This is a genomic window from uncultured Phocaeicola sp. (genome assembly GCF_948499155.1).
GTDB lineage: Bacteria > Bacteroidota > Bacteroidia > Bacteroidales > Bacteroidaceae > Phocaeicola > Phocaeicola faecalis.
On the sequence record NZ_CAOOSE010000001.1, the window covers coordinates 102137 to 122041 of the forward strand.

Here is a 19905-nt window from a genome sequence, read left to right on the forward strand (position 1 = left end):
GCAGTTCTTTACCATCGTAAGAGCTGCCTTTTTATATAAGGTGAGTTGAGTTTACCAAAGTTTAGTTCCACCTATATTATAAGGTGATAATTTGAATGTCCTGTAGTCCAACAGTGCTTCTACCGTATCGTATTTTTTAAGGAATGAATTTAATCTGCTTCTTATATTATTGGCATCTGTTTTGACATTATTGGAATCTATCAATTCAATAGCTCTCAGATAAGACTCTATTAAATTGGCTTGTGGTCTTGTAGGAACTTTCTCTTCGACAGATTTTAAATGTGTATTTTGAAGTAATTGATAAGTCCCCCATATATATAATGATTGGATAGGGTCAATCTTCTTATTGCCTACCGTCTTGTTTCCATAGATGAAATCCAGTTCTTTTTGAGCTTCCTCTAAATTGCGCACTCCTAAATATTGATGCAGGTATTCATTCAGTCTGTTCTCCAACCAACTGTCCTTGTTATTGATAAGTATTGGAGAATTACCACCTGCTGCAAGCTTTATATCAGTATTGAGTTCTTTCCCATTTTTTTGTTTGGGCTGGTTGAGGGCGATGTATAATTTTAGCATATCGGGTCTGACTTCATGGATATATTGCTGATATTGCATATCGTCATATTCTCCTTCTGATATGGGAGCTTCTGTTATTCTGTCCCTGTACAGAAGCGTAGCCATGAACAATAATGCGCATGAAGCTGATTCTTCATTATGAAGTTTAGCCGCATACGATTCTACGATTGCTTTTGGATTAAAGCTGTCTGGAACAGTTACTGCTATATTCTCATTGGTAGCCAATGCAAACTTTACCGCATCCACACCCCAACCATCATCTGACTTGCATTGGTTGGCAAACTCTTTTTCTTCTGGTGTCAGATTGAAGACTTTTTGGGCATAGACCTGGGTCAGTTCGTTGGATATGTCGTCATAGGTGAAGCCAAAGCATCTGTTCAGTTCTGGATATAGCTTCTTTATGGTTGGTATGTCAAATGTTACTTCAGGCATGGTGTTATATTCTTACTTTTCCTTTTAGAGAACTATTAATGATATGTGCATTAGGAGCATATTCTTTACATAGAGCGTTTACAATCAACTTGTCTGCTTCGGTTGCGTAGGGGCTTAATGTAATTCTTAAGTTGTCAAACGCATCATCTTTTAAGTCAATAAAAAATGAATCTATTATAGGAAATCGTTCTTCTTTTACACAAGAATGGATATAAGTTACGTACCTTTTATCACCAATATTTATGTTATCATTTGGCAATATAATAAGTCTAAACCTGCATTCATCTTGAAATTCCCAATGTTTATGTTTGAATCTACCAACATTGTCAAAATTTAAAGAAACGCCATTGGAGTTATTTTGTATTAGTGAATTATATATTTGATTTAAATCATCTGTGTATTCAATCTTCTTATAAAAAAAGTCTTCATTCCAGAATGTATTAAGTATAGTATATTGAGAGGTAAACATTTTTGCTACTGGAATGATTGATGAAAAACTTTCTCCATTAGTCTGTATATGATATTTTTCAGAATCTTCTTTAGTAACGATATGCTTTTTAAACATATTCTTGTCTAATGAGATTCTAACACCTTTAGTTGCAGGTGTGTACATTTTCCATAATGGAATGCTTTCAATTTCATTAAAAGTCCAACAAGAAACAAACATAAAACCTCCTAAATGGATTCCTACATTACTTAATGCAGCTTCTTCAATGTCATTGATTTTGCAAAAACATTAATATATTGATAATCAACCACAACAAGTAGATATATAATCTATGTGCAACAAATTCACAACAAATAAATAGAGAAATGTTGTTCTTATGGTAGAAGATAGGAATTAACAGCATGGAAGTTCATTACCATTATGAATGGGAAGGCGACAAGTCTCTACTTCCCTAAATTTTTGATTTAGGCATGGCATTTCGTTTCTTTCCACGGAACAACAACCCGGAAGTTGTGCAATTTCAAATATTTGTGCTACCTTTGCAACTGAATTAAGCAATGCAATCGTTTCAATGAATACAGTGACATACAAGATGCCTTGTGGAATTTTGGAGACTGAATCGCAGACAGTCAAATCAGGGCAGGATAAAAGGGATTGGACGCAATACTCACGGGCTATTGCCGTCCTCATGTCAAAGCGGATGTCTGAACTTGGTTTGACACAGAAAATGCTTGCCGAAAAGATGAACTGCACTCAGCAATATATATCCAAGATGCTGAAAGGACAAAAGAATATGTCATTGGAAACCATTTGCAAAATAGAAAACACATTGAGTATCGAAATTATCAAAGGTCTGAACGAAAACGAGCAATAAAGCAGGACAATGGCGAAAGAAAGGGAAAATACAAACGGCATAGTAAACGAATCGGTCATAAATTGCGACCAGTTGCCCGAAGTAACCAACATTCAACCGATGATTAGAATAATCAGAGGGAAACAGGTTATGCTTGATAGGGATTTGTCAGCAATATATGGAGTGGAAACCAAACGTCTGAACGAGCAGGTAAAGCGAAATATCGAACGTTTTCCTGATGATTTCATGTTTCAACTTACCAAAGAAGAGTTTGAAGAATGGAAGTCGCAATTTGCGACATCCAAATCCATCACTATGGGAGCGAGAAAATTACCATACGCATTTACCGAAAATGGTGTCGCCATGCTTAGTACTTCGTTCCCAAACAGCCATTGAAGCCAATATTCGCATTATGAGAGCCTTTGTGTCCATGCGCCGCTTTATTGCGACCAATGCCCAATTATTCCAAAGGCTTGAGACTATAGAGTATCACCAACTGGAAATGAAACAGCATCAGGAAGTGACCGACAGACGCATCGACGAGGTTTTCAAGCGTTTGGATGCCGACGTTCCTCCTGTGCAGGGCATCTTCTATGACGGGCAGGTGTTTGACGCTTACCGTTTCGTGTCTGATTTAATTCGGAAGGCTGAACAGTCCGTTGTGCTGATTGACAATTATGCGGATGATACCGTGCTGACTTTGCTTGATAAAAGAAAGGAAGGAGTATCAGCCACTATCTACACGCAGCGTGTCAGCAACCAGTTCCAACTTGATGTTGACCGCCACAACGCCCAATATCCGCTTATCGAGGTAAAGCGATTCAACAAGGCACACGACCGGTTTCTGCTCATAGACAATGAAGTGTACCACATAGGGGCTTCAATCAAGGATTTGGGCAGAAAATGGTTCGGGTTCACCCTCATGCGTGACATTACGGCAATAGAACTCATCAACAGGATTCAACTTTAGTCCGGTTTGGCTCCCAAAGAACGTATCAGCATAGTGTGAACTTAATCAGTCTTTTTCGTCTGTTGCACCAGTTTTTGGTGTTGTTCGTGCAGTTCGGGGAAATGTCTTCTGATGAACTGGCCGAAGGAGCAGTCGTTGAACCCGAATCGTCTTGCCAGCGATTTCACGCTTTTGGTTGTCGTAGCATAAAGGTGCAAAGCCTCCTTGTATTTTCCCATGCTATGGTTTGCCATAGAACGACCGCTTTCTGTTTTGACCATACCTTGCCGGGCATAGAGTTCCGGCTCATGCTCTTTCAGGTATTGCCTGAAACATTCAGGATGCAAACCAAACTCGGCGGCGACCTTTGCCGTAGAAAGCCCGCCTTCTTTCAGCCGGGTAATAGCATCCGCATATTTGGCAGCGGTGGCAGGATTGTATCTTCGCACGGATGACCACTCCACTGGCTTGCCTTCCTCGTAAGGGATGCCTTTCCGTTCACAGACCAAATCCTTGTACCAGGTTTGCAGGTAGTCGTAGAGACCTCTTAGCGACACGCCGGTCTGCTTGGCTATTTTTCGGACAGACATCGGGGTGGTACGGTAGAGGTGGAGGGCTTCGGCATACACTTCTATCGTTTCGGGCTTCGGGGCGTGAAGGGTACCGCGTCCCGTTATCTTGCCCCTACGTTGCTGTCTAGTGGCCTGTTCGCGTATCTTGATACGGTTTCCGACCAGTTCCTTGTGGTAGAATATCAAGTGTTGCTCCAATCCGGAGTAGGAAACATTGCACCGCTCGGCGGCTTCCTGCACCGTGACATAACGGTCAGCTTGCAGCAGCCCCACCGCTTCGGCATACTGTTCCTTGCACCACGGGCGCGTGCCGCGCGGCAGGCCGTCATCCAGCCCCAGCCGTTGCCGTGCCCTTTCGCGGAACTCCAGCACTTCGGGATAATGCGTCCGCAACTGACGGCCGAGGTTCGTACCATTCAATCCGAATTCACGGGCAATCTGCGAAACATTGTACGCGATATAGTCCATGCTGTCACACGCTGCAATGGCCTCCTTGTATTTGGCGTGAGTAGCGGGAAGCTGACCGCGCCGCTGATTCATCTTGATGCCGCCCGCTTCCTCCCGGCTGCACTTGATGCCGTTGCGCTCCAGCATCAGATGACGGTGGTAAATACCGATATAACGGGAAAATCCGTTGAGAGAGACTTCGCACCGCCGGCATATCTCGACAGTGGAGAGGTCGGACGTGGCATATAGTTCCAACGCCGGGCGGTATTTGGCTTCAGTCTCAGGCTTGCAGCCTCTGGTGTGGTGGCATTTATGTTCTTTTAAGGCCATATTGAAAATAAGAATTTTCTCTCATAATCATGGATCTACCACACAACGAACGAAGCACGCGTCCGAATCGTCACTGTCAAATATATTCGTGGCGTCAATAGAGTTGAAATCAAAAGTAAAATAATTGATGTCCCAGCCCAATTTTTGGTTTGTTTCTTTATCAATCCAATATATCGCTCCCGGTCTCCTGAACAAATCGTAAAACAAAGGTCTGTCTTTCACGCGTGAGTTTCCCCAAGGATGAGGTTCATTCTCGGGATAATACTCCGTCCGCCCGGCAGAATATCTCAGCATTCCGGGTGTCTTGTCACTGCGTCTTCGATGTCCGTAGCCGGAAGCTCCTATAGGGAAGAACAGGTTTTTGCCCGTCAGCTTGTTATAAGCGAAACATCCTCTCATACCACGCCCTTTATTATTGTTCTTGTAGTCATACCCGTATGCGTTTTCGATATTGTCAGCCGTCTCGGTAGCGTCATCGCCATACAGGATTCCATACCCTTGCTCTATATCAGAGCTGTTCAACAAAGCCATATAATCAGCAAGTCTTGCCACACGCATGCCAGAGGCCGGTATAGAAAATGAATTCGAGAAAGTAATGGTACTCCAAAGCTTTTTCCCTTCGTCTTCTTTGCCGGCTATGACGAAGCCGCCTGAAGGATATAACACGAAATCCGTGGGATACACGTTGATCCAAGGAATCCTCGAGTTCTTATTGTTCGACGCGTCGATGGGATAGTCCCAATTGCCGCATTTGAACAACGACCCCTCATCCAAGGGAGAAGAAGCCCTCTCTGTTTTGGTCCTCATGTTTTCGGCATACCATCGCGTACCTCCGGTCAGCAGCGCGTCCGGTTTGTTGCCTTGTCTCACGAAAATCAAGTGCTGGCAAGTATAGTTGTGATATTCCACACGGATGATAGCATAATGGTTTTCATCATCCACCTGCCCGTTGAAGTTTACGTTAAAATCAATCACGGATCCGGTCTTGCCATAGATGGTACCGTCTTGGAGTTCCGACCCGCCCGAAGCCGAAAGCGTTATGCTCGCTCCATTATCTTGCGCCACGACATACGCTTTCCAAGGGCCCTCCGATTGGAAAGTCTGGAATTCCGTCGCTTCCTCTCGAGGCAATCGTTTCAACACCACGTGAAAAGGCGTATTGTTTCCGGCGCTACGATAGATGCCCTTCGGGTTTACGACACGGCGCACCTGATATATGGGCACGGTATTGACAAACGCCTCCGGAACATCTTTCAGTTTGGTCGTAATCCGTACTACCGCCTTTCTCTGGTATGCCACGAAAGGATTGTTTCCCGTGTATCCGGTCGTAGATATCATCTGCTTGGCGCGCGTGTACATGGGAATAAATACGTTGTATGTATTCGCTTCCGTGGAATGCTTCTCCACACGATATGTATCAACGTCTAAAGAACCGCTCGTGGTGTGTTCTCCTACCGTGAATTTCTTATACTCACGCAAACCTCGTTTAGGAGGGTCTTCATAATATTCTTTATTTGACTCCTCGGACAACTGTCCGGGAGGAGCGGGAAGGACCGTCATTGTCGTCTTATGCAGCGACAGGAAACCGTTCCATTTATTCTCGCCTTCCTTATCCATCTCCGAAAAATAGATTGGAGGAGCAGCGGCAGGATTGGCATTGTGGGGTGCCCAGCGGTTATCGATAATTTCCGCCGTAATAGATTCTATCTCATGGCCTCCCGTGTTGACCTTGATGGGATACATCATCGAATGGTTGTACAGGTAGGAGATATAATACGGCTCGGGAGTCATCACGCCCGGTTCCGGTTCCTCATACTCTATATGCCAATCTGCTTCGTTGGCGAAGTTTTTGAATTTCAATGTCAGCTTGTAGTGGCAATTACGTTTGGCGTTATAGTCATTAATCACGTCCTGTCCTAACATGAAACGGTAGATGATGTGCCCGTTGCCTAATCGCTCGGAATTGTTGGAAATGTAGTGCGCATGTACTTCGATGTATGTACCGTAAGGTACGGCGTCTTTGAGCCTGTAAGTAGCGTCGTCTGGCAATCCCGGATGGTCAAGGGAACCGTTGCCGTCAGCATCCTGCCGTTTGTCGGGCATATTATCACCTGCGCCCTGCATATTCTCGTAAAAATACAGCGCGGGAGCTGTTTCATCGTGAGAACCGAAATGGGGGCTACCTACCGTGACACGATGATCCGCACAACCTTCCCCGTATTCAAAATCTTCTGCTTTATCTCCTTCATGATAAGTAATGATTTCTCCATCAATCATATCAGGCCCGTTCTCTGGCACAGCCAAGGTGTACCCCTCTTTTCCCACGTTATTTTCCTTTCCCAAATAACATTGCGAAGGAATGTCTTTAATCTGCACGGATTGGAGATAGATAAACACTCCCTCTTTCAATTTGCTACCATCGAATGCAACCGTCACTTTCGATGCCGCACGGCGCAACCACGCATGGAGTTTTACGCTTTTTTCATTCACTATAAGAGACTCGTCATCCGCAGATAGAGCCGGTGCGGAGCTTTTAGTGAAGAAGCCTATCATCTGGCCATTGTTTGCCACGTCTTCAGAATCCCATGTGAGGGGAATATTCTTGAGTCCGTCCACTGTCTTTATGGCTTCGGAATAAGCCGAATTTGTAAGCAGGTCGGGAATATTTGCCACGGCATACATATAATACTTGCCGAATCCGATTTCTTCCGGCAGCTTGAAAGTGGCACGTTTGGTACTTGTTTCCGCGCTGGATCCATTTTCCGCATCACTATCATTACGGCCTTCATTGGATACGGTATATTCTTCTATCTTCCAGTTTTTTATGAGCTTCTTGTCTTCACCATACAACAGAACATGCAGGCTGTTGATATCCTTCAGTGCGTCTCCGGCAGCTCGTGTCCGGCTCAGTGCCGAGGACATGGGTTTGAAGTCAAGAGTGGCGGATATGCTCGCCTTGCCTTCGCCTATGAATTCTTGCTTCATAAATTCGTCATAGCAACTTGTGACGGTTGCTATCATCAGAAAGAGAATGATATGTCGTACAAAATGCTTCATATAACACTTATTTATTGTTTTACAATCCGAATTCCGGTTCAAGGATTACCTCGCTATATGGAATCACATCCACTACAATTTCGTTGCTATTATACATGGTGATGTTTACCACAAGATGGGTGTTGCGGAAGAGTGCCTTCAACTTATCGAGTTTGCAGACGAAAGTTTCAGCCCTTCCGGCTATTTTGATTGTCAGGATGTACTCCTGTTCTGTTGCTCCCGCTTTGAGATTTTTACTTTCGGGCAGGTAGAAAACGGGAACAACATTTGCCACGCCCGGTTCTGAATTGTCCGGGTTTTCTATATCAACTGTGGGTTTCCCAATTTTAAGCCCTTCATGGGTATAGACTTTTGCCGTAGTTTGTTCCGGCAGTCTGTAGTCCGTCAGCCAACCGAACCTGTTTGTTGCTGCATCGCTATCCTCGTTTGAGGCATCGGAAACCGCTTTCAGCCAATCTATCCAAGTGGGGTATGGTTGGTTGGTTTCAGGGTTTTGAGTATCAGGGCAGCTGTTGACATGCGCCATCAGGAAGTTTTTATCCGCATGGCTCTCTATGGAGAAGTTTTCCACTGTTACTTCCTCTCCACGCCAATTAAAGAAGTTCACGGTGAACTTGGTGGCGACACGCACCACGTAGAAAATCTCTTCGATAACTCCTTTTTCTGGAATATCTATCTCGTACATAGAGGACATCGGGATGGGATTCCCGTCCGAATAGTCCGGGGCGAAGTAGAGGTCTTTCACCGCAATTGCAAAATCGTTCATTCGCATTCCTTCCTTATAGCTGTCGAAGAATTCGGACAGCGACGTGTCGTTACCCGATACGCCCTCCACCGTGGACACGCTCTCCTCATTGGCAAAGAGGTATATCTTTTTCTTCTCATTGGGTGTCACCTTGAGCAGTATGGACCTCTGTTCTTGCGCGTCGTCCAGAGCATAGAACTTGTTGTGTTCCACCGTTCCGTCATTATGCAGTACGATGACGCGCACGCTGTGCATCTTTTCGTTGTTGGGCAACGTTGCCGTACCCGCCCTTGTCTGCCCAATCGGCTCGATGTTCAGACAGAGGACAGCCTCCTCAACATTCTCCGGCAAGGATTCTTCCTGATTGCTACACGCCACCATAAAAGGCAGTATGAATGCCGCCAGGCAGACTACAATGCTATGTATAATGCTCGTTTTCATCAGTTAAATCCTTCTATCTGATTATTCAATATCAACATTGTTCAGCACCACGCGCCATGACAGAATCTGAATGACGCTGCTTACCCAATTGAGGTTCTCGTCGAGAAAGAGGGTCATCACGCACTCGTCCAGACGGTCGAGGAACTCCCTCTCGTCCATCGGGTAGCGGTATTCCTCTTCATAGTACTCTTTTCCCATCAAGGCATAGTCTATCACCGGAATGCGTGCCACTGTCTTGCCTTCCCGGGTGGTGATGGTGAGCATCATTTTCTCGCGGTGTGTCTCTATCAGGCGGCCCACAGTGAAGTCGGCAACGAGGCCTTTCACCTTGCTGACGGCACTGTCGCCTTCCCTGCCGATGCCGGCCTCGACATTCTGTATATCCCAAGGGCGGTAGTTGATGTTCTCATCGGCCAGCAGTTCGTTGTCGTACGCCATAAGGCCGTTCTCATCATCTATGCGGAAGATGAAGTCTTCCTTATTCACATCTACTCCCGACAAGTGCTGCAGGATGACACGGACATGGTTGGTGTTTTTGGTCAAAGGCATGGTGTATTCATAGCTGCCGCCGTCATCGTTGACAGGCAACGATACATCCAACGTGCCGTGGAAGAGACGGTACAAGTGTTCCTCACTGTATGCGCCCGATTCATCGTGCTGACGGTTCAACGCACACTGCAACTGTTCCATACGGGTCTCGCCCACACGTACTTCGGGTACGGAGAATGATTCGTCACGCTCGCCGTCGTTTTCCAGCCCGCACCACGCCAGCAGCTTGTAGTCGCCGGGGGGCAGGTCGAGCAGCATCGAATAGTCTTCTGCTGTTTCCGGGACAATCTGTTCCGCTTTCTGCCATGCCAACACGCCCGACCGGTCGAAGGCATACAGATGGACCGATGAAACCTCATTGGCGAAAGCGTCCGCCCACTTCAGGTTCATGTCATAGCGGAATTTGAGGCGATAATACACCGAGCAATCGCCTTCTTCATCGTAAATCACTCCATTGCAAGCGACAAGCGGGAATAGCAAAACGGCTACCGCCACAAACCATGCATTTCTGATACAAGCCGATATATTCATGTCAGTATTCTTTTGTTCATCGTATATATAGTATCTCCGGCAATTGTCGGAGTATGGATTTCCGTGTCAAGTGGGAAATGCCTCACGGGAATTTCCAAGGTCGCATCTCTCTTTGCACCGATGCGCGAGTGCATTTTTTTGAAAATATTTAAGGACGGGGAGAGAGTCACTCCGGGGAATCCCTCCCCATCCGATGGTTTGTTTATTAGTCTTTCATCATATCAGTATGTCATCCGCATACGCGGGCATCACACTTATCCATCATTTTTACCAGTTGAGTTCCACATCGTTTTTAACTACGCGCCAAGAGAGGATGTTGATACGGGCTGCGATGAATGACTCTTCACCTTCCTCCGGTTTTTCGGGATAGATGATTTCATCCGGATCATACACCGGTGTGCCGAGACCTGCCAGTTTTGTTATTGTTGCGTCATAGATGTGGTTGCGCACAACACCTATCTTGTCGCCAAAGTGTCTGATTTCAAAGTAGTAATAGGTATGACCATCTTTCCATACTTTCGCAGAGCCGAGACCTTGCAGTTGGGCGTTGGCTTCATTGGCAGTAAGAGGCTGTGCGTCTTCGGTGTTCGATGCATACCATTTGCTATCTTCATCGGTTGCCAGCTGAACGTACGATTTGTAACGCCCCGGCTTTTCAATATCCGGTTTGCCGTTTTGGTCACTTGTTTCGCCGACTTCGGTAGCTGTTTTTACAGTCAGTTCTTCCGGAGTAATCTTGACGAATTTTGTTTTACCTTCAACTTCTACCTTTTTGTAAAGGCCGCAGCTATTTGCAAAGATTTTTTTCAGCCCGTCGATAGTTGTTCTTGTCGAACCGTACTCGGCAAATTCGAGTGCGTTGCCGTCTTTATCAACAAGCTGTGCGGAGATAATCACCTTGGTGGGTGTTGAAGCACTATTGCCTTCCGATGTTGTGATATCGGAAGCGTATGGCGATGCGTTTTCGTTTACATAAACCCAGTCTTTTCCGTCAAATTTTGTCTTGGCCTGAGCCTGGAACTTGTTGTCTTCAATTTGTCCTGATTCTCCATTCGGAACAAAAGCACCATACTCGTAAACTATACTTTCTGCATTGATTGCCCAAAAGCAACGGCAGTATTCCGCCCAGTTCCACGGAGTGCCACCGGCACCGAACAGAGTGGAGCTCCAGTTCGGATTGATTTCTTTAACAAGACGGGATTTGTTGGAAACGGCGGTGGCGTTCCAGCCGAGGAACTTGACGTAGATTTCCTGTTCCCCAGTTGCCTCATCCAACTCAACTTTCTGGGAACCATCATCAGAAGTCTTGAAAATGTTTTCTGTACCCTCAACCGGCGTCAGGGAACTATTCAGGCGGACTTTTGCTACGGCACGCTCAACGTAAATATCTACAGGGTCATTCAGAGCTTCGCCCGGGGTCTTCTTGATTTTACCTACCGCACTGACTGCCATTTGCTTTACGTTGTCCTTTGCATAGGTGGAGTTACTCATCAAAAAATTGCCACTGGTGGTGGCTGTCTTAGCGTCATGCGTTACACCGATAAGGCTTGCAAGGGAGCGCTCTGGGTTCGGATCCACTGTCATTGGGTTGATAATCGCAACAATCTTATCAGGGACTTTATCTTCCTTGGGAGTCTCGATAATCAACTGTGCTGTGAGGATTTTTTCTACATTAGGCATATTGTTATCCTCTTCCTCGGTGACATTATTTTCCCACTCCAGATAGTTGACCCATTCGCTACCGTTTCTTTTTACTTTAGCAGGACTACCGTCTGCATTGAAGAAGTAGAAGCGCACCTTCGTTACCGTGTTCTCCGCTTCGAGACCTTCTTCGTATGTGGCGCCGTTAGGGTCGCCTGGGCGCTGGTCACCGCCAGCACGGGTAGCACGGGTCCCATTAGTCGGGTTGGTTACAAGGTTTACCGTCAGAAACTGAGGCTCACTTAATTCACCGTTGTTGCCGGGGGCGATGTCTTCCTCGTTGGAACAGCCAACGAACGCCAGTCCGGCGACCATTGACAAGAATAGAGTTCTAATTCTCATGTTGTTAAAAATTAAAAGTTATTACTAAGTTTTATTCCTTTTGTCTTTCGTTCAGTTCTTCCAGCGTGGATGTCGCCTTTTCCAGCCCCATCTCTTTCGCCTTGGTCAGATACTTGCGTGCCGTGGCGATATCGCCCTCACGCACGGCAAGCGCACCACGCGCATAGACCGCCTCGGCAGAGTCGCCCGCCTTGTCGAGATACCTGCGTGCCGTGGCGAAATCATCGCGGCGGATGGCGGCATTGGCGGCATTGAGGTTGGCAACCTCATCGTTGGGGAACATGCGCACGGCTGTTTCAAACACATCGGTAAACTCGTCCGTGCCGGGTTCATACTTTCCGGCAACGAGGTAGAACTCGTTCAGGCTCAGCTTCTGCGGCTGCATGGCCATGATGCGTTTTATTTCCTCCACATCGCTGAACGTGCGGATGGTGTAGTCGATACGGTAGTCCGTGTGGCGCAGTGCCGGATAGAACTGTTGCAACATGAAGCGGTATTCCTGCGGATAGGTCCGTTTGATTTTCGCTTCCTTGGCGTCCGGCTCCATGTCGCTGTCTATCATTGCCAGAATCTCCGTGTGGTGGTTCATGTCAGACTGCTCCACATAGCGGCGCAAGCCCGCCCAATCCTCAGGCTCGTAATCGGTCCGGATGACGTTGTCTGCAAAGTGGTACAGCTGCCCGATGTACTTCTTCAGGGCGGCGGTACGCCCGATGGCAAGGCCGGTATTGTGCTTGTAGGGACTCTCCGGCGAAGCGAAACCTTTCAGCCACACCTGCGTGATGGTGACATCCTTGTCGCTGCGCACCGAGTCAATAGTGGCCTGTATCTTGCCAAGTTCTACGGTATTGCGGCGGTAGTCGGGATAGATTTCCGTCCGGTTCACCGGGAAGTCGATGTATGCCGAGCCGGAGAGGGAGCGACTCTTCATAACTTCGGCCTTAGGCTGCACGAACACCAGTTCCGGGAAGAACGCCTCGCGGTGTCGTCCCAGCTTGCCTTGATATTCCGCCAGTATCTCCTGACAGCAGCCCCAGTCGCTGCGGTGGAACTTGAGCGTGGCGCCGTCCATCCATTCTTCGTAGGGAGTATGGTTGTCATACTCTAATTGTCCCGGTTTGTCCGATGCCTTGAATGATTTTTCCGTCTTACCCGAAATGGTGCTGATGCCATTCCTTATATAATAGTAATATCTGCGGCGTCCGTAGATGCCTACCGACGGCAGGTCAATCGAATCCGTCCCATTGGCCAATCGCGGAGTGAGCAATACGGCACGGTTGGAGTTCACATCAAGCTCCGACAAATCTATATCCATCGTAACGGTCAGATACTTGCCATTGCGGTTCATGTTGAAGTTCTCAACAGATACACCGGGCAGAATGTCCTTCGTGTCCTGAGCCACCGCTTCAGACATACCTGTCATGCCAAGCAGGGTTGCCAGTATGAATATCGTCCTTTTCATTTCACTGTAATTTAGAATAGATAAACCAAGTTAATGGCCGCTTTCGTGACACCCACGTAGTGATGCGGCTTGTCCGTTTCAATCTTCTTGCCGCATCCGGCACACCGGAAACGGTCGTAACGGGTATAGGAATAACCGATGCCTATTTCCGTTTCCAAGTTCCAATGCCGGCCAAGTACAAAAGCGTAACCGTATGACACACCGCCTCCGACGAACCATCCCTGATAGCGGGTATCCTTCAGTTTACGGAAGTCCGTTCCAAGAAAATTCACATTGAGATTGATGCCGCCGACATTATACTGTCCTCCATGCAAATAGGCTCCGAAATAGGAGCCGCCAAAGCGGTCACATAGCCAATACCTGACTCCGGGCTGCACTGCCCAATGCTTCCAGCGTTTGTCGTTTGAGAGCGTCCACGCATTGAACTGACCATCCACTTCCAGTGTCCACTTGGGAGCAAGGCCTACCTCCAATCCTATATTCGGATTCAACGCAAAATCTGCCGTCAGATTGGTTTTCACACCCACCTTCTGCGCACAGAGTTCCTGCGAGACACAGGAGACGACTATCATAAATAATAAAAGCGCACGTTTCATTTCCTATTTATATTTATTTCAGTTTCACTCTTTATCGCAACATCTCTATAAGAGAATGACTGCATGGTAAGAATTGCGTGATTTATAGGTGATAACCGTATCAAACGGATATTGCTTTCGAACTACATAGTTGCTACGCTTAACAGAATCTGTGTAAATCAGCATTCGCTGTCGAAGAACAATTCCTGTTTATCAATCAGTTAAATCCTATTTCACGTATTCATATTTCTCTTATAGAGAGAATGAAGCTACTGCCCAACAACTATATATTTTGAGAAGCACTTCTTTTAACCATGTTTCATACGTCTTTCGAAATCCACTCAAAGAAATTGACACCCAAAGCTCTTTCGTTCCCACTATGGAAAATGCGAGTGTGTCCCCGTAAACGTATGTCCATTGATACATCTCCTTTTAAGAGAATTATTTTATATACAAAGAAAGTAAAAACATAAGTAATCGCAAAACAAATATTAAAGAAAAATCAAAAAAATATGATGATTTATTTTTTTAACCTAAAGAGGTCAAGCAATATCAGGCTTTTCACACTGTTTTTATGATGTAAAACACTTGATTATCAATCCACAATAAAATCCCTAATTCTCTTAAAAGGAGATTTAGGGATTTGCACAACAGATTTTTGTCCGATTTTACTTATTTGGCTGTATCAAACCGAAACAGATTTTCATCCAATCATAGTCCTTACAGTGCCTCAAGTATTTGTTTGTTAGCTTTATCAACGGCAGATGTATCCAGAGAGGCGAGATAGATGCGCGTGGTCTTTTCGGAATCGTGTCCCATTGCTTCACTAATGATTGGAAGCGGAATGTTCTTACTCCGGGCAATGGAAGCCCAACCGTGACGCGCCACGTATGTGGTCAACGGAATTGCCAATCCCAGTTGTTCGCCCAACTTCCTCAACTTGTCGTTGACCAGATGAGCCGCATTCTTGTACTGCCTTCGTGCATCCACTTCCATATTCTTGATAATGGGCAACAGATAGGGAGTGTCCGCGATGTCGTATTTGTCGATGATTTCCTGCATGGGTTTCTCCCATTTAATGGAGAGCTGCTGCCCGGTTTTTTGTCTGCGATAAGAGAGTATTCCGTTCTGAAGGTCTTTTTTTCTTGAGAAATGCCATGTCAATGAATGACATTCCACGTGTGTAGAACGAGAACATGAAGACATCCCTTGCCAAATCGGTCGCCGGAGAAAGAGTCAAGTCCAAATCACGGATCTGACGGATGATATTCAGCGGAACAGCCCGCTTGACCGTCTTGTCGATACCCGTATAAACGTGTCTGAACGGAGAGCGTTGTACGGTCAGTTCCTTTTCGACGGCTCGGTTGTAGATGGCCCGTAAGCCACGCATATAATAGGACGTGGTATTGGGACACACCCCTGCCGCTTTCAGGAAGTTTTCATAGCGTACCATCAAATCGGAATCAACTTCATCGAGAAACACATCATTTTCGCCACAAAAACGCTCGAAACTTCTGGTGACAGCCGTGTAGCGTTCTGCAGTACGAGGTTTCCCAATCTGTCCCATCTGCCGGATAACCTCACGGGCAAAAGAAATGAAGCCCTTGCCCTCCGAAGGTGTGAGATAGCATTTCAGCACGTCTTCGGCAGTATAGTCCTCACCGGCACGCTCCAGACGTGCGATTATATTCCTGAACCGTTTGGTGTTCGCGTACAAAATCTCTTTCAGTGATGCAAGATAATTGCTGCGGCTATCCCCGATACCGGGCGGAAAAACGATTTCCGCATGAGCGGAATCCCATTCACAGGGATATACCTTGTAACCGGTGTTAACTTGACGTGCTACACGTCCGTGAACCACTTGATAGAATAATGTGCCTTCTTTCGTCGGAATAGAAGATGCACGAAATTTAACTTTCATTGTTGCCATATATAACAGATTTAGTGTTTCCACTTATAAAAGATAAAGGAGACCGCAGCTAATGTGATGGCAATCAATCCGGCATATACAACTGTTATTTCGTTCAAAATCTCTAAATGGAGTAGTTTCACGTTTGCGAAAATGACAAGGGCAAAAAATGAGGCAAGTATCAGCAGCAATGCAATCATCCCCCAGAATGTCGCCTGTGTCATGGATATGTGATTCTCATTGCGGCGGATATCGTTGTCCGCCTTTTCGCGTTCCCTGCGAATACGTGATATGGCATTGTCGGCAATGGCATTGACTCCTTCCAATAATGCTTGTCTGTCGTTTTCTGCAAACCTTATAGGAAATGAAGCCTTAAGCAGGTCATGGAGATTCTGCATTGTTCCCGCATATGCAGCGATTCCTTCAATGAGGTCGTTCAACTTTTTATGCGCATCCGCAATCTCCGGCTTGAGTCTGCGGAACTCGTTGGCAAGCGCATCGTTCCGTTGTTCAAGTCTTTGCCGCCGTGCTTCTTTCGCCTTGATGTGGCTGACAGAGCATTGGTTTATCTTTTCCAGTTCTTCCTTTACCGCATTGATTTCCTTGAGTAGATTGCGCAATTCGGCAATCTGACAGTTCACTTCCAAGAGCAGTCCTTCAAACTCCTGCTTGTCTTGCTCCAGTTCCTGTCCGGGTGTATAATTGTTAAGCCGCTCCCGTAGGGCAGACGTATCGGGTTGTTTCATTGTCACTGATGTTTTTTAGGTTTGTCATTTACGTTTCAATCCTGATTTCATTTGTCTGCCAAGCCTGTGCGAAGCCTCACGCGCACAACGACGGGCAAACTCTATCTCGTCCTCTTCCGGGTCGCGTCCCCATTTGAGGTCGGACTGTGAGCCGCCTCCGCCACCGCCGGAAATCTCCCCGTAAGGAGAAGCGACAAGCGTAAAAAAGGCAATCGCCAGATTCTGCAAAGCCTGCCAGTTGGCCAGCTCCCGGAAATCGAACTCGTCATTCAGACAGTCAAGCACCTTTTCGGGGATATAGCGGTCGTAGTTCTTTCCGGCATATTCAAACTCAGTGCGCAGGCGGTCGGGCTGCCACTCCGTGTAATACTCATAAACCGGATTATTCCGTCCTGCATCGGTCTGTGGCTTTTGCTCGGCTTCATTGTGAACAGACGGCTTCGGTGCCGTTATAACAGGCTGTTTCGGTGTCGGACTTTCCTGTTTGGTCTGTTCGGGATGCAGTTTCTCCCAAGTCCGCTCGATACGGGATGCGGTCAGGTTGCGCCCCTTTCCAAGTTCCGAGCCCTTGAACCTTGAACTGCCTTTGTGAAGCACATAGCCGCGTATCACGCCTTTCTTGTCCTTGCGCAGATACAGTTCGTAGCCTTTGGCGGCAAGTTTCTCCGCATAGCCCTTCCAAGACCATTCGTCTAGTTCACGCAAGGCCTCCATACAGTCCTCACTGACTTGCGGAATACGGCTTTCATGTATGTGTTTGGCAGTTATCCATCCCCTTTGCCGGGCAACCTGTTCAGCTGCCCGATGTGCGCGGATGTGGATGGCGTGGTCGTTGTTGATGTTCCCGTTTTCGTCTATCCGGCAGACGACGGCATGGAGGTGAGGTATGCCGCTGTCCGATTCCCTGTGCAGCCACACGCTGGATTTGCTGCCCGATATGTTGGTCGGCACGGAAATGACCTCGCCGTCCTCATTCAGAATTTCCTGATTGTCGAAAGCCGCCGCGAAGTCGTTCCACAGTTGCTGCCAGTCCTTGACCGTGAAATCTTCGGTATGTTCCATCGCCGGACTTATCTCCAAGCGGATGACGTTGTTCTTGATGTCCGGGCGGTCCATGGTGGCGAATTTCATTTCCGTCCAGATGCCCGAAGCGTCCATGCCCTGCAGTATAAAGTTGTCGCAGATGCGCGTTATCTTTTCGGGATGTTTCTTGTTCCTCGATTCCCCCGACACGTACAGCATCGCCCTGATGCCGTGGCTAATGGATTTTGCCTTGGCTATCATACGGCATCCTCCTCTGTCTCTCCGTCCGTTGTCCCTGCCGGGTAGCTGTTCGCCTTCTGTGCGGACTGCAGGAAGTCGGTGACATGGTCTGTCACCCGCGCCACTTTCTCGTACCATTCGAGTATGGTGGGCTGATGGTGGAAAAGGCGTACCTTCTCGTCATCGTTCAGTCCGTGCAGGGCGTTGGCGAAGTTCACCATGTCCGTCCGGCAAGCCGCAAGCTGCCGCAGACCGTCCACCTCCGTAACCGAAAGCCGCTGTCTCGGCCGGTAGTTGAGTGCCCTTGCCCGGATGAAGTCGCTGCGTGTCATGCCGCACTGCCCGGCGGTGCTCTTAATCTGATAAAGCTCCTGCTCCGTGACCTTGGTAACTACCACCTTGTCACGCCTTATAACGGGCTTTTCCTGTCCGGATTCCGGATTATCCTGTATTAAAGTATCTTCGTGTTCCATATATAACTGGTGTTCTTGAAATTGTAGTGAAACGGTATCTAAAAAAGGGAAGGTGCGAGCCTGCGAGCGGCTGGGACAACGGTTTGCCGAACCGTTGCGAGAGCGTCGTGGTAATACCGTCCAGAGGCGGTAATACCTCGGCATATCTCGTAACTCAACGCTATCGCTCCATGCCATTCCACCCGTCCGTCTGCCACTTCCTGCACGGGACGGATGCCACTTATCGCCGGACTGCGGAACAACAGGAAGGGCGTTGTTTGCCCTGTAATTGTCGGTTCGGTTGTTTCCCCAGCTGCCTTTCGGCTCTTATTCTTCCCTCTGTTCATTGGTAAAAGGATTGGAAATGAATGTGCCATCCGCTGTTTTCCACCCACGGACGCACGGGAAGGTCATCACGGATGCCACCCTTGAACGGTTGGTGTCAATAAGTCCCAAGTCTGTAAGTATCGCCAGCAGGTTGCGTATGCGCTTCCTGCCCATGTTCCATTGAGTGGAAAGCTGTTCTTCGGAATACTGCGCCTGACCAGCGGAAAGCGTGAGTGGTCTGCGGAATCCCTTGCCCTCTCCGGCTGTAAGTGCCATTTTCGCCAGCAGGTCGCCAAACAATATGAAGTTTACTGTTTCCCTGCCGTCATCATCTGTCGTTGTCCCGTACAGCCATTGCAATGCCTTCTGAGAAAAAACTAATGACAGGGATGCGATACCTGCCGGGTACATGAATCTGTATGTTTCCTTGTCCATAAAACTTTGTCTTTATAAGTGTGATATTTTTGCTTTTGGAAAAGAATAAAGCCGTGTAGGAATCAGTATGGAAATTCCAAACTGCTTTCTTGTTGTTCCCTGCACGGCTTCATCTTTTGGATGGTACATAAGGGGAATATGGATTTTCCGATAATCAACCTTAGTCCTTCAATTGTGTATCAACCCGAAATGAGGGAAGAAAAAAGAGGTCGCGTGAACATTGGTAATCCGGTTCTCCACATCTTATGCACGGTCATTTGTTTGCCCCACTGCCGACTATGTTCCCTTGTGACGGTTGTACGGATGCCGGACGTTTGGCAAGGTTTGATACGGCATGGCTGATGTCCTCCGCATTTACTGCAATGGAAAGCAAGACCTTGTTCACCGTCACCAGTTGCTGCTTGTCGCAGAACTCCGACACACGTTCCAGTAAACCGAATGCACGGTTCAGCCGATGTCCCTGTGCGTTGTCTGCCGTCAGGCGGTCGTTGTCCGTACTGCTGTTGAGATAGCGGTTGAGCGCGAGGCGGTCATCCGCTGAAATGTTGTCTGCCGTCATCTTGCCGTCGGCGATGGCGATACTCACACGCAAGGCGTCCGCCTCGTAGATGCCTACGCTCTCCAAGAATGCGCGGATGATTTGTGCGTCCTTACCGCTCACCTCGCGTTTACGGTTCTCGTTCTTCTTCTCTGCCGGAACGGTTGCGGTTGTGCCGCCCTGTTCCATGTTCCTGTTCTGTTCCATACTACATTTGTTTTTTGA

The 19905-nt window shown here is 47.4% G+C and carries 15 protein-coding genes and 2 pseudogenes; 2 read left to right on the top strand and 15 right to left on the bottom strand.

The window, feature by feature from the left end:
* Positions 1-51: 51 nt before the first annotated feature.
* Both QYT14_RS00470 and QYT14_RS00475 read right to left on the bottom strand, forming a co-directional pair.
* The gene (locus tag QYT14_RS00470; protein WP_237471279.1) at positions 52-1008 is read right to left on the bottom strand and encodes a hypothetical protein; all 957 of its coding nucleotides are present in this window, start codon (positions 1006-1008) and stop codon (positions 52-54) included.
* A 4-nt stretch (positions 1009-1012) separates the two neighbouring features.
* The gene (locus QYT14_RS00475; protein WP_288324041.1) at positions 1013-1675 is read right to left on the bottom strand and encodes a DUF2971 domain-containing protein; all 663 of its coding nucleotides are present in this window, start codon (positions 1673-1675) and stop codon (positions 1013-1015) included.
* A 352-nt stretch (positions 1676-2027) separates the two neighbouring features.
* Here QYT14_RS00475 and QYT14_RS00480 point away from each other — a divergent pair, with 352 nt between their 5' ends.
* Together QYT14_RS00480 and QYT14_RS00485 are read left to right on the top strand one after the other, a co-directional pair.
* Positions 2028-2330 carry a helix-turn-helix transcriptional regulator gene (locus tag QYT14_RS00480; protein ID WP_195613534.1) on the top strand — a complete coding sequence of 101 codons (303 nt, stop codon included), beginning with the start codon at positions 2028-2030 and terminating at the stop codon, positions 2328-2330.
* A gap of 99 nt (positions 2331-2429) precedes the next feature.
* Positions 2430-3279, top strand: a pseudogene (locus tag QYT14_RS00485) (ORF6N domain-containing protein).
* Positions 3280-3320: 41 nt separating this feature from the next.
* Here QYT14_RS00485 and QYT14_RS00490 read toward each other — a convergent pair.
* From QYT14_RS00490 to QYT14_RS00550, 13 genes and pseudogenes are all read right to left on the bottom strand, one after another.
* Positions 3321-4370, bottom strand: coding sequence for a hypothetical protein (locus QYT14_RS00490; RefSeq protein WP_288324042.1), 1050 nt, complete (start codon positions 4368-4370; stop codon positions 3321-3323).
* 264 nt (positions 4371-4634) lie between these two features.
* The gene (locus QYT14_RS00495) at positions 4635-7664 is read right to left on the bottom strand and encodes a hypothetical protein (protein ID WP_288324043.1); all 3030 of its coding nucleotides are present in this window, start codon (positions 7662-7664) and stop codon (positions 4635-4637) included.
* A gap of 19 nt (positions 7665-7683) precedes the next feature.
* A complete protein-coding gene (locus QYT14_RS00500) occupies positions 7684-8850 on the bottom strand; it encodes a hypothetical protein (protein ID WP_288324044.1) in 1167 nt (388 codons plus the stop codon).
* Between the two features lie 21 nt (positions 8851-8871).
* Positions 8872-9930 carry a FimB/Mfa2 family fimbrial subunit gene (locus QYT14_RS00505; RefSeq protein ID WP_288324045.1) on the bottom strand — a complete coding sequence of 353 codons (1059 nt, stop codon included), beginning with the start codon at positions 9928-9930 and terminating at the stop codon, positions 8872-8874.
* A 267-nt stretch (positions 9931-10197) separates the two neighbouring features.
* Positions 10198-11973, bottom strand: a complete 1776-nt coding sequence (locus tag QYT14_RS00510; protein WP_288324046.1) for an Mfa1 family fimbria major subunit — start codon at positions 11971-11973, stop codon at positions 10198-10200.
* A gap of 31 nt (positions 11974-12004) precedes the next feature.
* Positions 12005-13435, bottom strand: coding sequence for a DUF3868 domain-containing protein (locus QYT14_RS00515; protein ID WP_288324047.1), 1431 nt, complete (start codon positions 13433-13435; stop codon positions 12005-12007).
* Between the two features lie 11 nt (positions 13436-13446).
* Positions 13447-14031: a DUF3575 domain-containing protein gene (locus QYT14_RS00520; RefSeq protein WP_288324048.1), complete on the bottom strand. Its 585-nt coding sequence runs from the start codon at positions 14029-14031 to the stop codon at positions 13447-13449.
* 699 nt (positions 14032-14730) lie between these two features.
* A pseudogene (locus tag QYT14_RS00525) lies at positions 14731-15940 on the bottom strand (site-specific integrase).
* Positions 15941-15951: 11 nt separating this feature from the next.
* Complete coding sequence (locus QYT14_RS00530) at positions 15952-16665, bottom strand: hypothetical protein (protein ID WP_229104740.1); 714 nt, start codon at positions 16663-16665, stop codon at positions 15952-15954.
* 24 nt (positions 16666-16689) lie between these two features.
* The gene (locus tag QYT14_RS00535) at positions 16690-17949 is read right to left on the bottom strand and encodes a relaxase (RefSeq protein ID WP_195613522.1); all 1260 of its coding nucleotides are present in this window, start codon (positions 17947-17949) and stop codon (positions 16690-16692) included.
* Positions 17946-18149 (bottom strand): hypothetical protein, encoded by a 204-nt coding sequence (locus tag QYT14_RS00540; protein ID WP_288324049.1) that lies wholly within the window; start codon positions 18147-18149, stop codon positions 17946-17948. Before QYT14_RS00540 ends, QYT14_RS00535 begins: the two co-directional genes overlap by 4 nt.
* 558 nt (positions 18150-18707) lie before the next feature.
* Positions 18708-19142 (bottom strand): hypothetical protein, encoded by a 435-nt coding sequence (locus QYT14_RS00545; RefSeq protein WP_195613520.1) that lies wholly within the window; start codon positions 19140-19142, stop codon positions 18708-18710.
* A 253-nt stretch (positions 19143-19395) separates the two neighbouring features.
* Positions 19396-19887, bottom strand: a complete 492-nt coding sequence (locus QYT14_RS00550) for a hypothetical protein (RefSeq protein WP_195613519.1) — start codon at positions 19885-19887, stop codon at positions 19396-19398.
* Positions 19888-19905: the final 18 nt, after the last annotated feature.

Excerpts from the sequence above, each read along its gene's own strand:
- QYT14_RS00470 (WP_237471279.1), bottom strand. The coding sequence starts at position 1,008 with ATGCCTGAAGTAACATTTGACATACCAACCATAAAGAAGCTATATCCA.
- QYT14_RS00475 (WP_288324041.1), bottom strand. The coding sequence starts at position 1,675 with ATGTTTGTTTCTTGTTGGACTTTTAATGAAATTGAAAGCATTCCATTA.
- QYT14_RS00480 (WP_195613534.1), top strand. The coding sequence starts at position 2,028 with ATGAATACAGTGACATACAAGATGCCTTGTGGAATTTTGGAGACTGAA.
- QYT14_RS00490 (WP_288324042.1), bottom strand. The coding sequence starts at position 4,370 with ATGAATCAGCGGCGCGGTCAGCTTCCCGCTACTCACGCCAAATACAAG.
- QYT14_RS00495 (WP_288324043.1), bottom strand. The coding sequence starts at position 7,664 with ATGAAGCATTTTGTACGACATATCATTCTCTTTCTGATGATAGCAACC.
- QYT14_RS00500 (WP_288324044.1), bottom strand. The coding sequence starts at position 8,850 with ATGAAAACGAGCATTATACATAGCATTGTAGTCTGCCTGGCGGCATTC.
- QYT14_RS00505 (WP_288324045.1), bottom strand. The coding sequence starts at position 9,930 with ATGAATATATCGGCTTGTATCAGAAATGCATGGTTTGTGGCGGTAGCC.
- QYT14_RS00510 (WP_288324046.1), bottom strand. The coding sequence starts at position 11,973 with ATGAGAATTAGAACTCTATTCTTGTCAATGGTCGCCGGACTGGCGTTC.
- QYT14_RS00515 (WP_288324047.1), bottom strand. The coding sequence starts at position 13,435 with ATGAAAAGGACGATATTCATACTGGCAACCCTGCTTGGCATGACAGGT.
- QYT14_RS00520 (WP_288324048.1), bottom strand. The coding sequence starts at position 14,031 with ATGAAACGTGCGCTTTTATTATTTATGATAGTCGTCTCCTGTGTCTCG.
- QYT14_RS00530 (WP_229104740.1), bottom strand. The coding sequence starts at position 16,665 with ATGAAACAACCCGATACGTCTGCCCTACGGGAGCGGCTTAACAATTAT.
- QYT14_RS00535 (WP_195613522.1), bottom strand. The coding sequence starts at position 17,949 with ATGATAGCCAAGGCAAAATCCATTAGCCACGGCATCAGGGCGATGCTG.
- QYT14_RS00540 (WP_288324049.1), bottom strand. The coding sequence starts at position 18,149 with ATGGTGAACTTCGCCAACGCCCTGCACGGACTGAACGATGACGAGAAG.
- QYT14_RS00545 (WP_195613520.1), bottom strand. The coding sequence starts at position 19,142 with ATGGACAAGGAAACATACAGATTCATGTACCCGGCAGGTATCGCATCC.
- QYT14_RS00550 (WP_195613519.1), bottom strand. The coding sequence starts at position 19,887 with ATGGAACAGAACAGGAACATGGAACAGGGCGGCACAACCGCAACCGTT.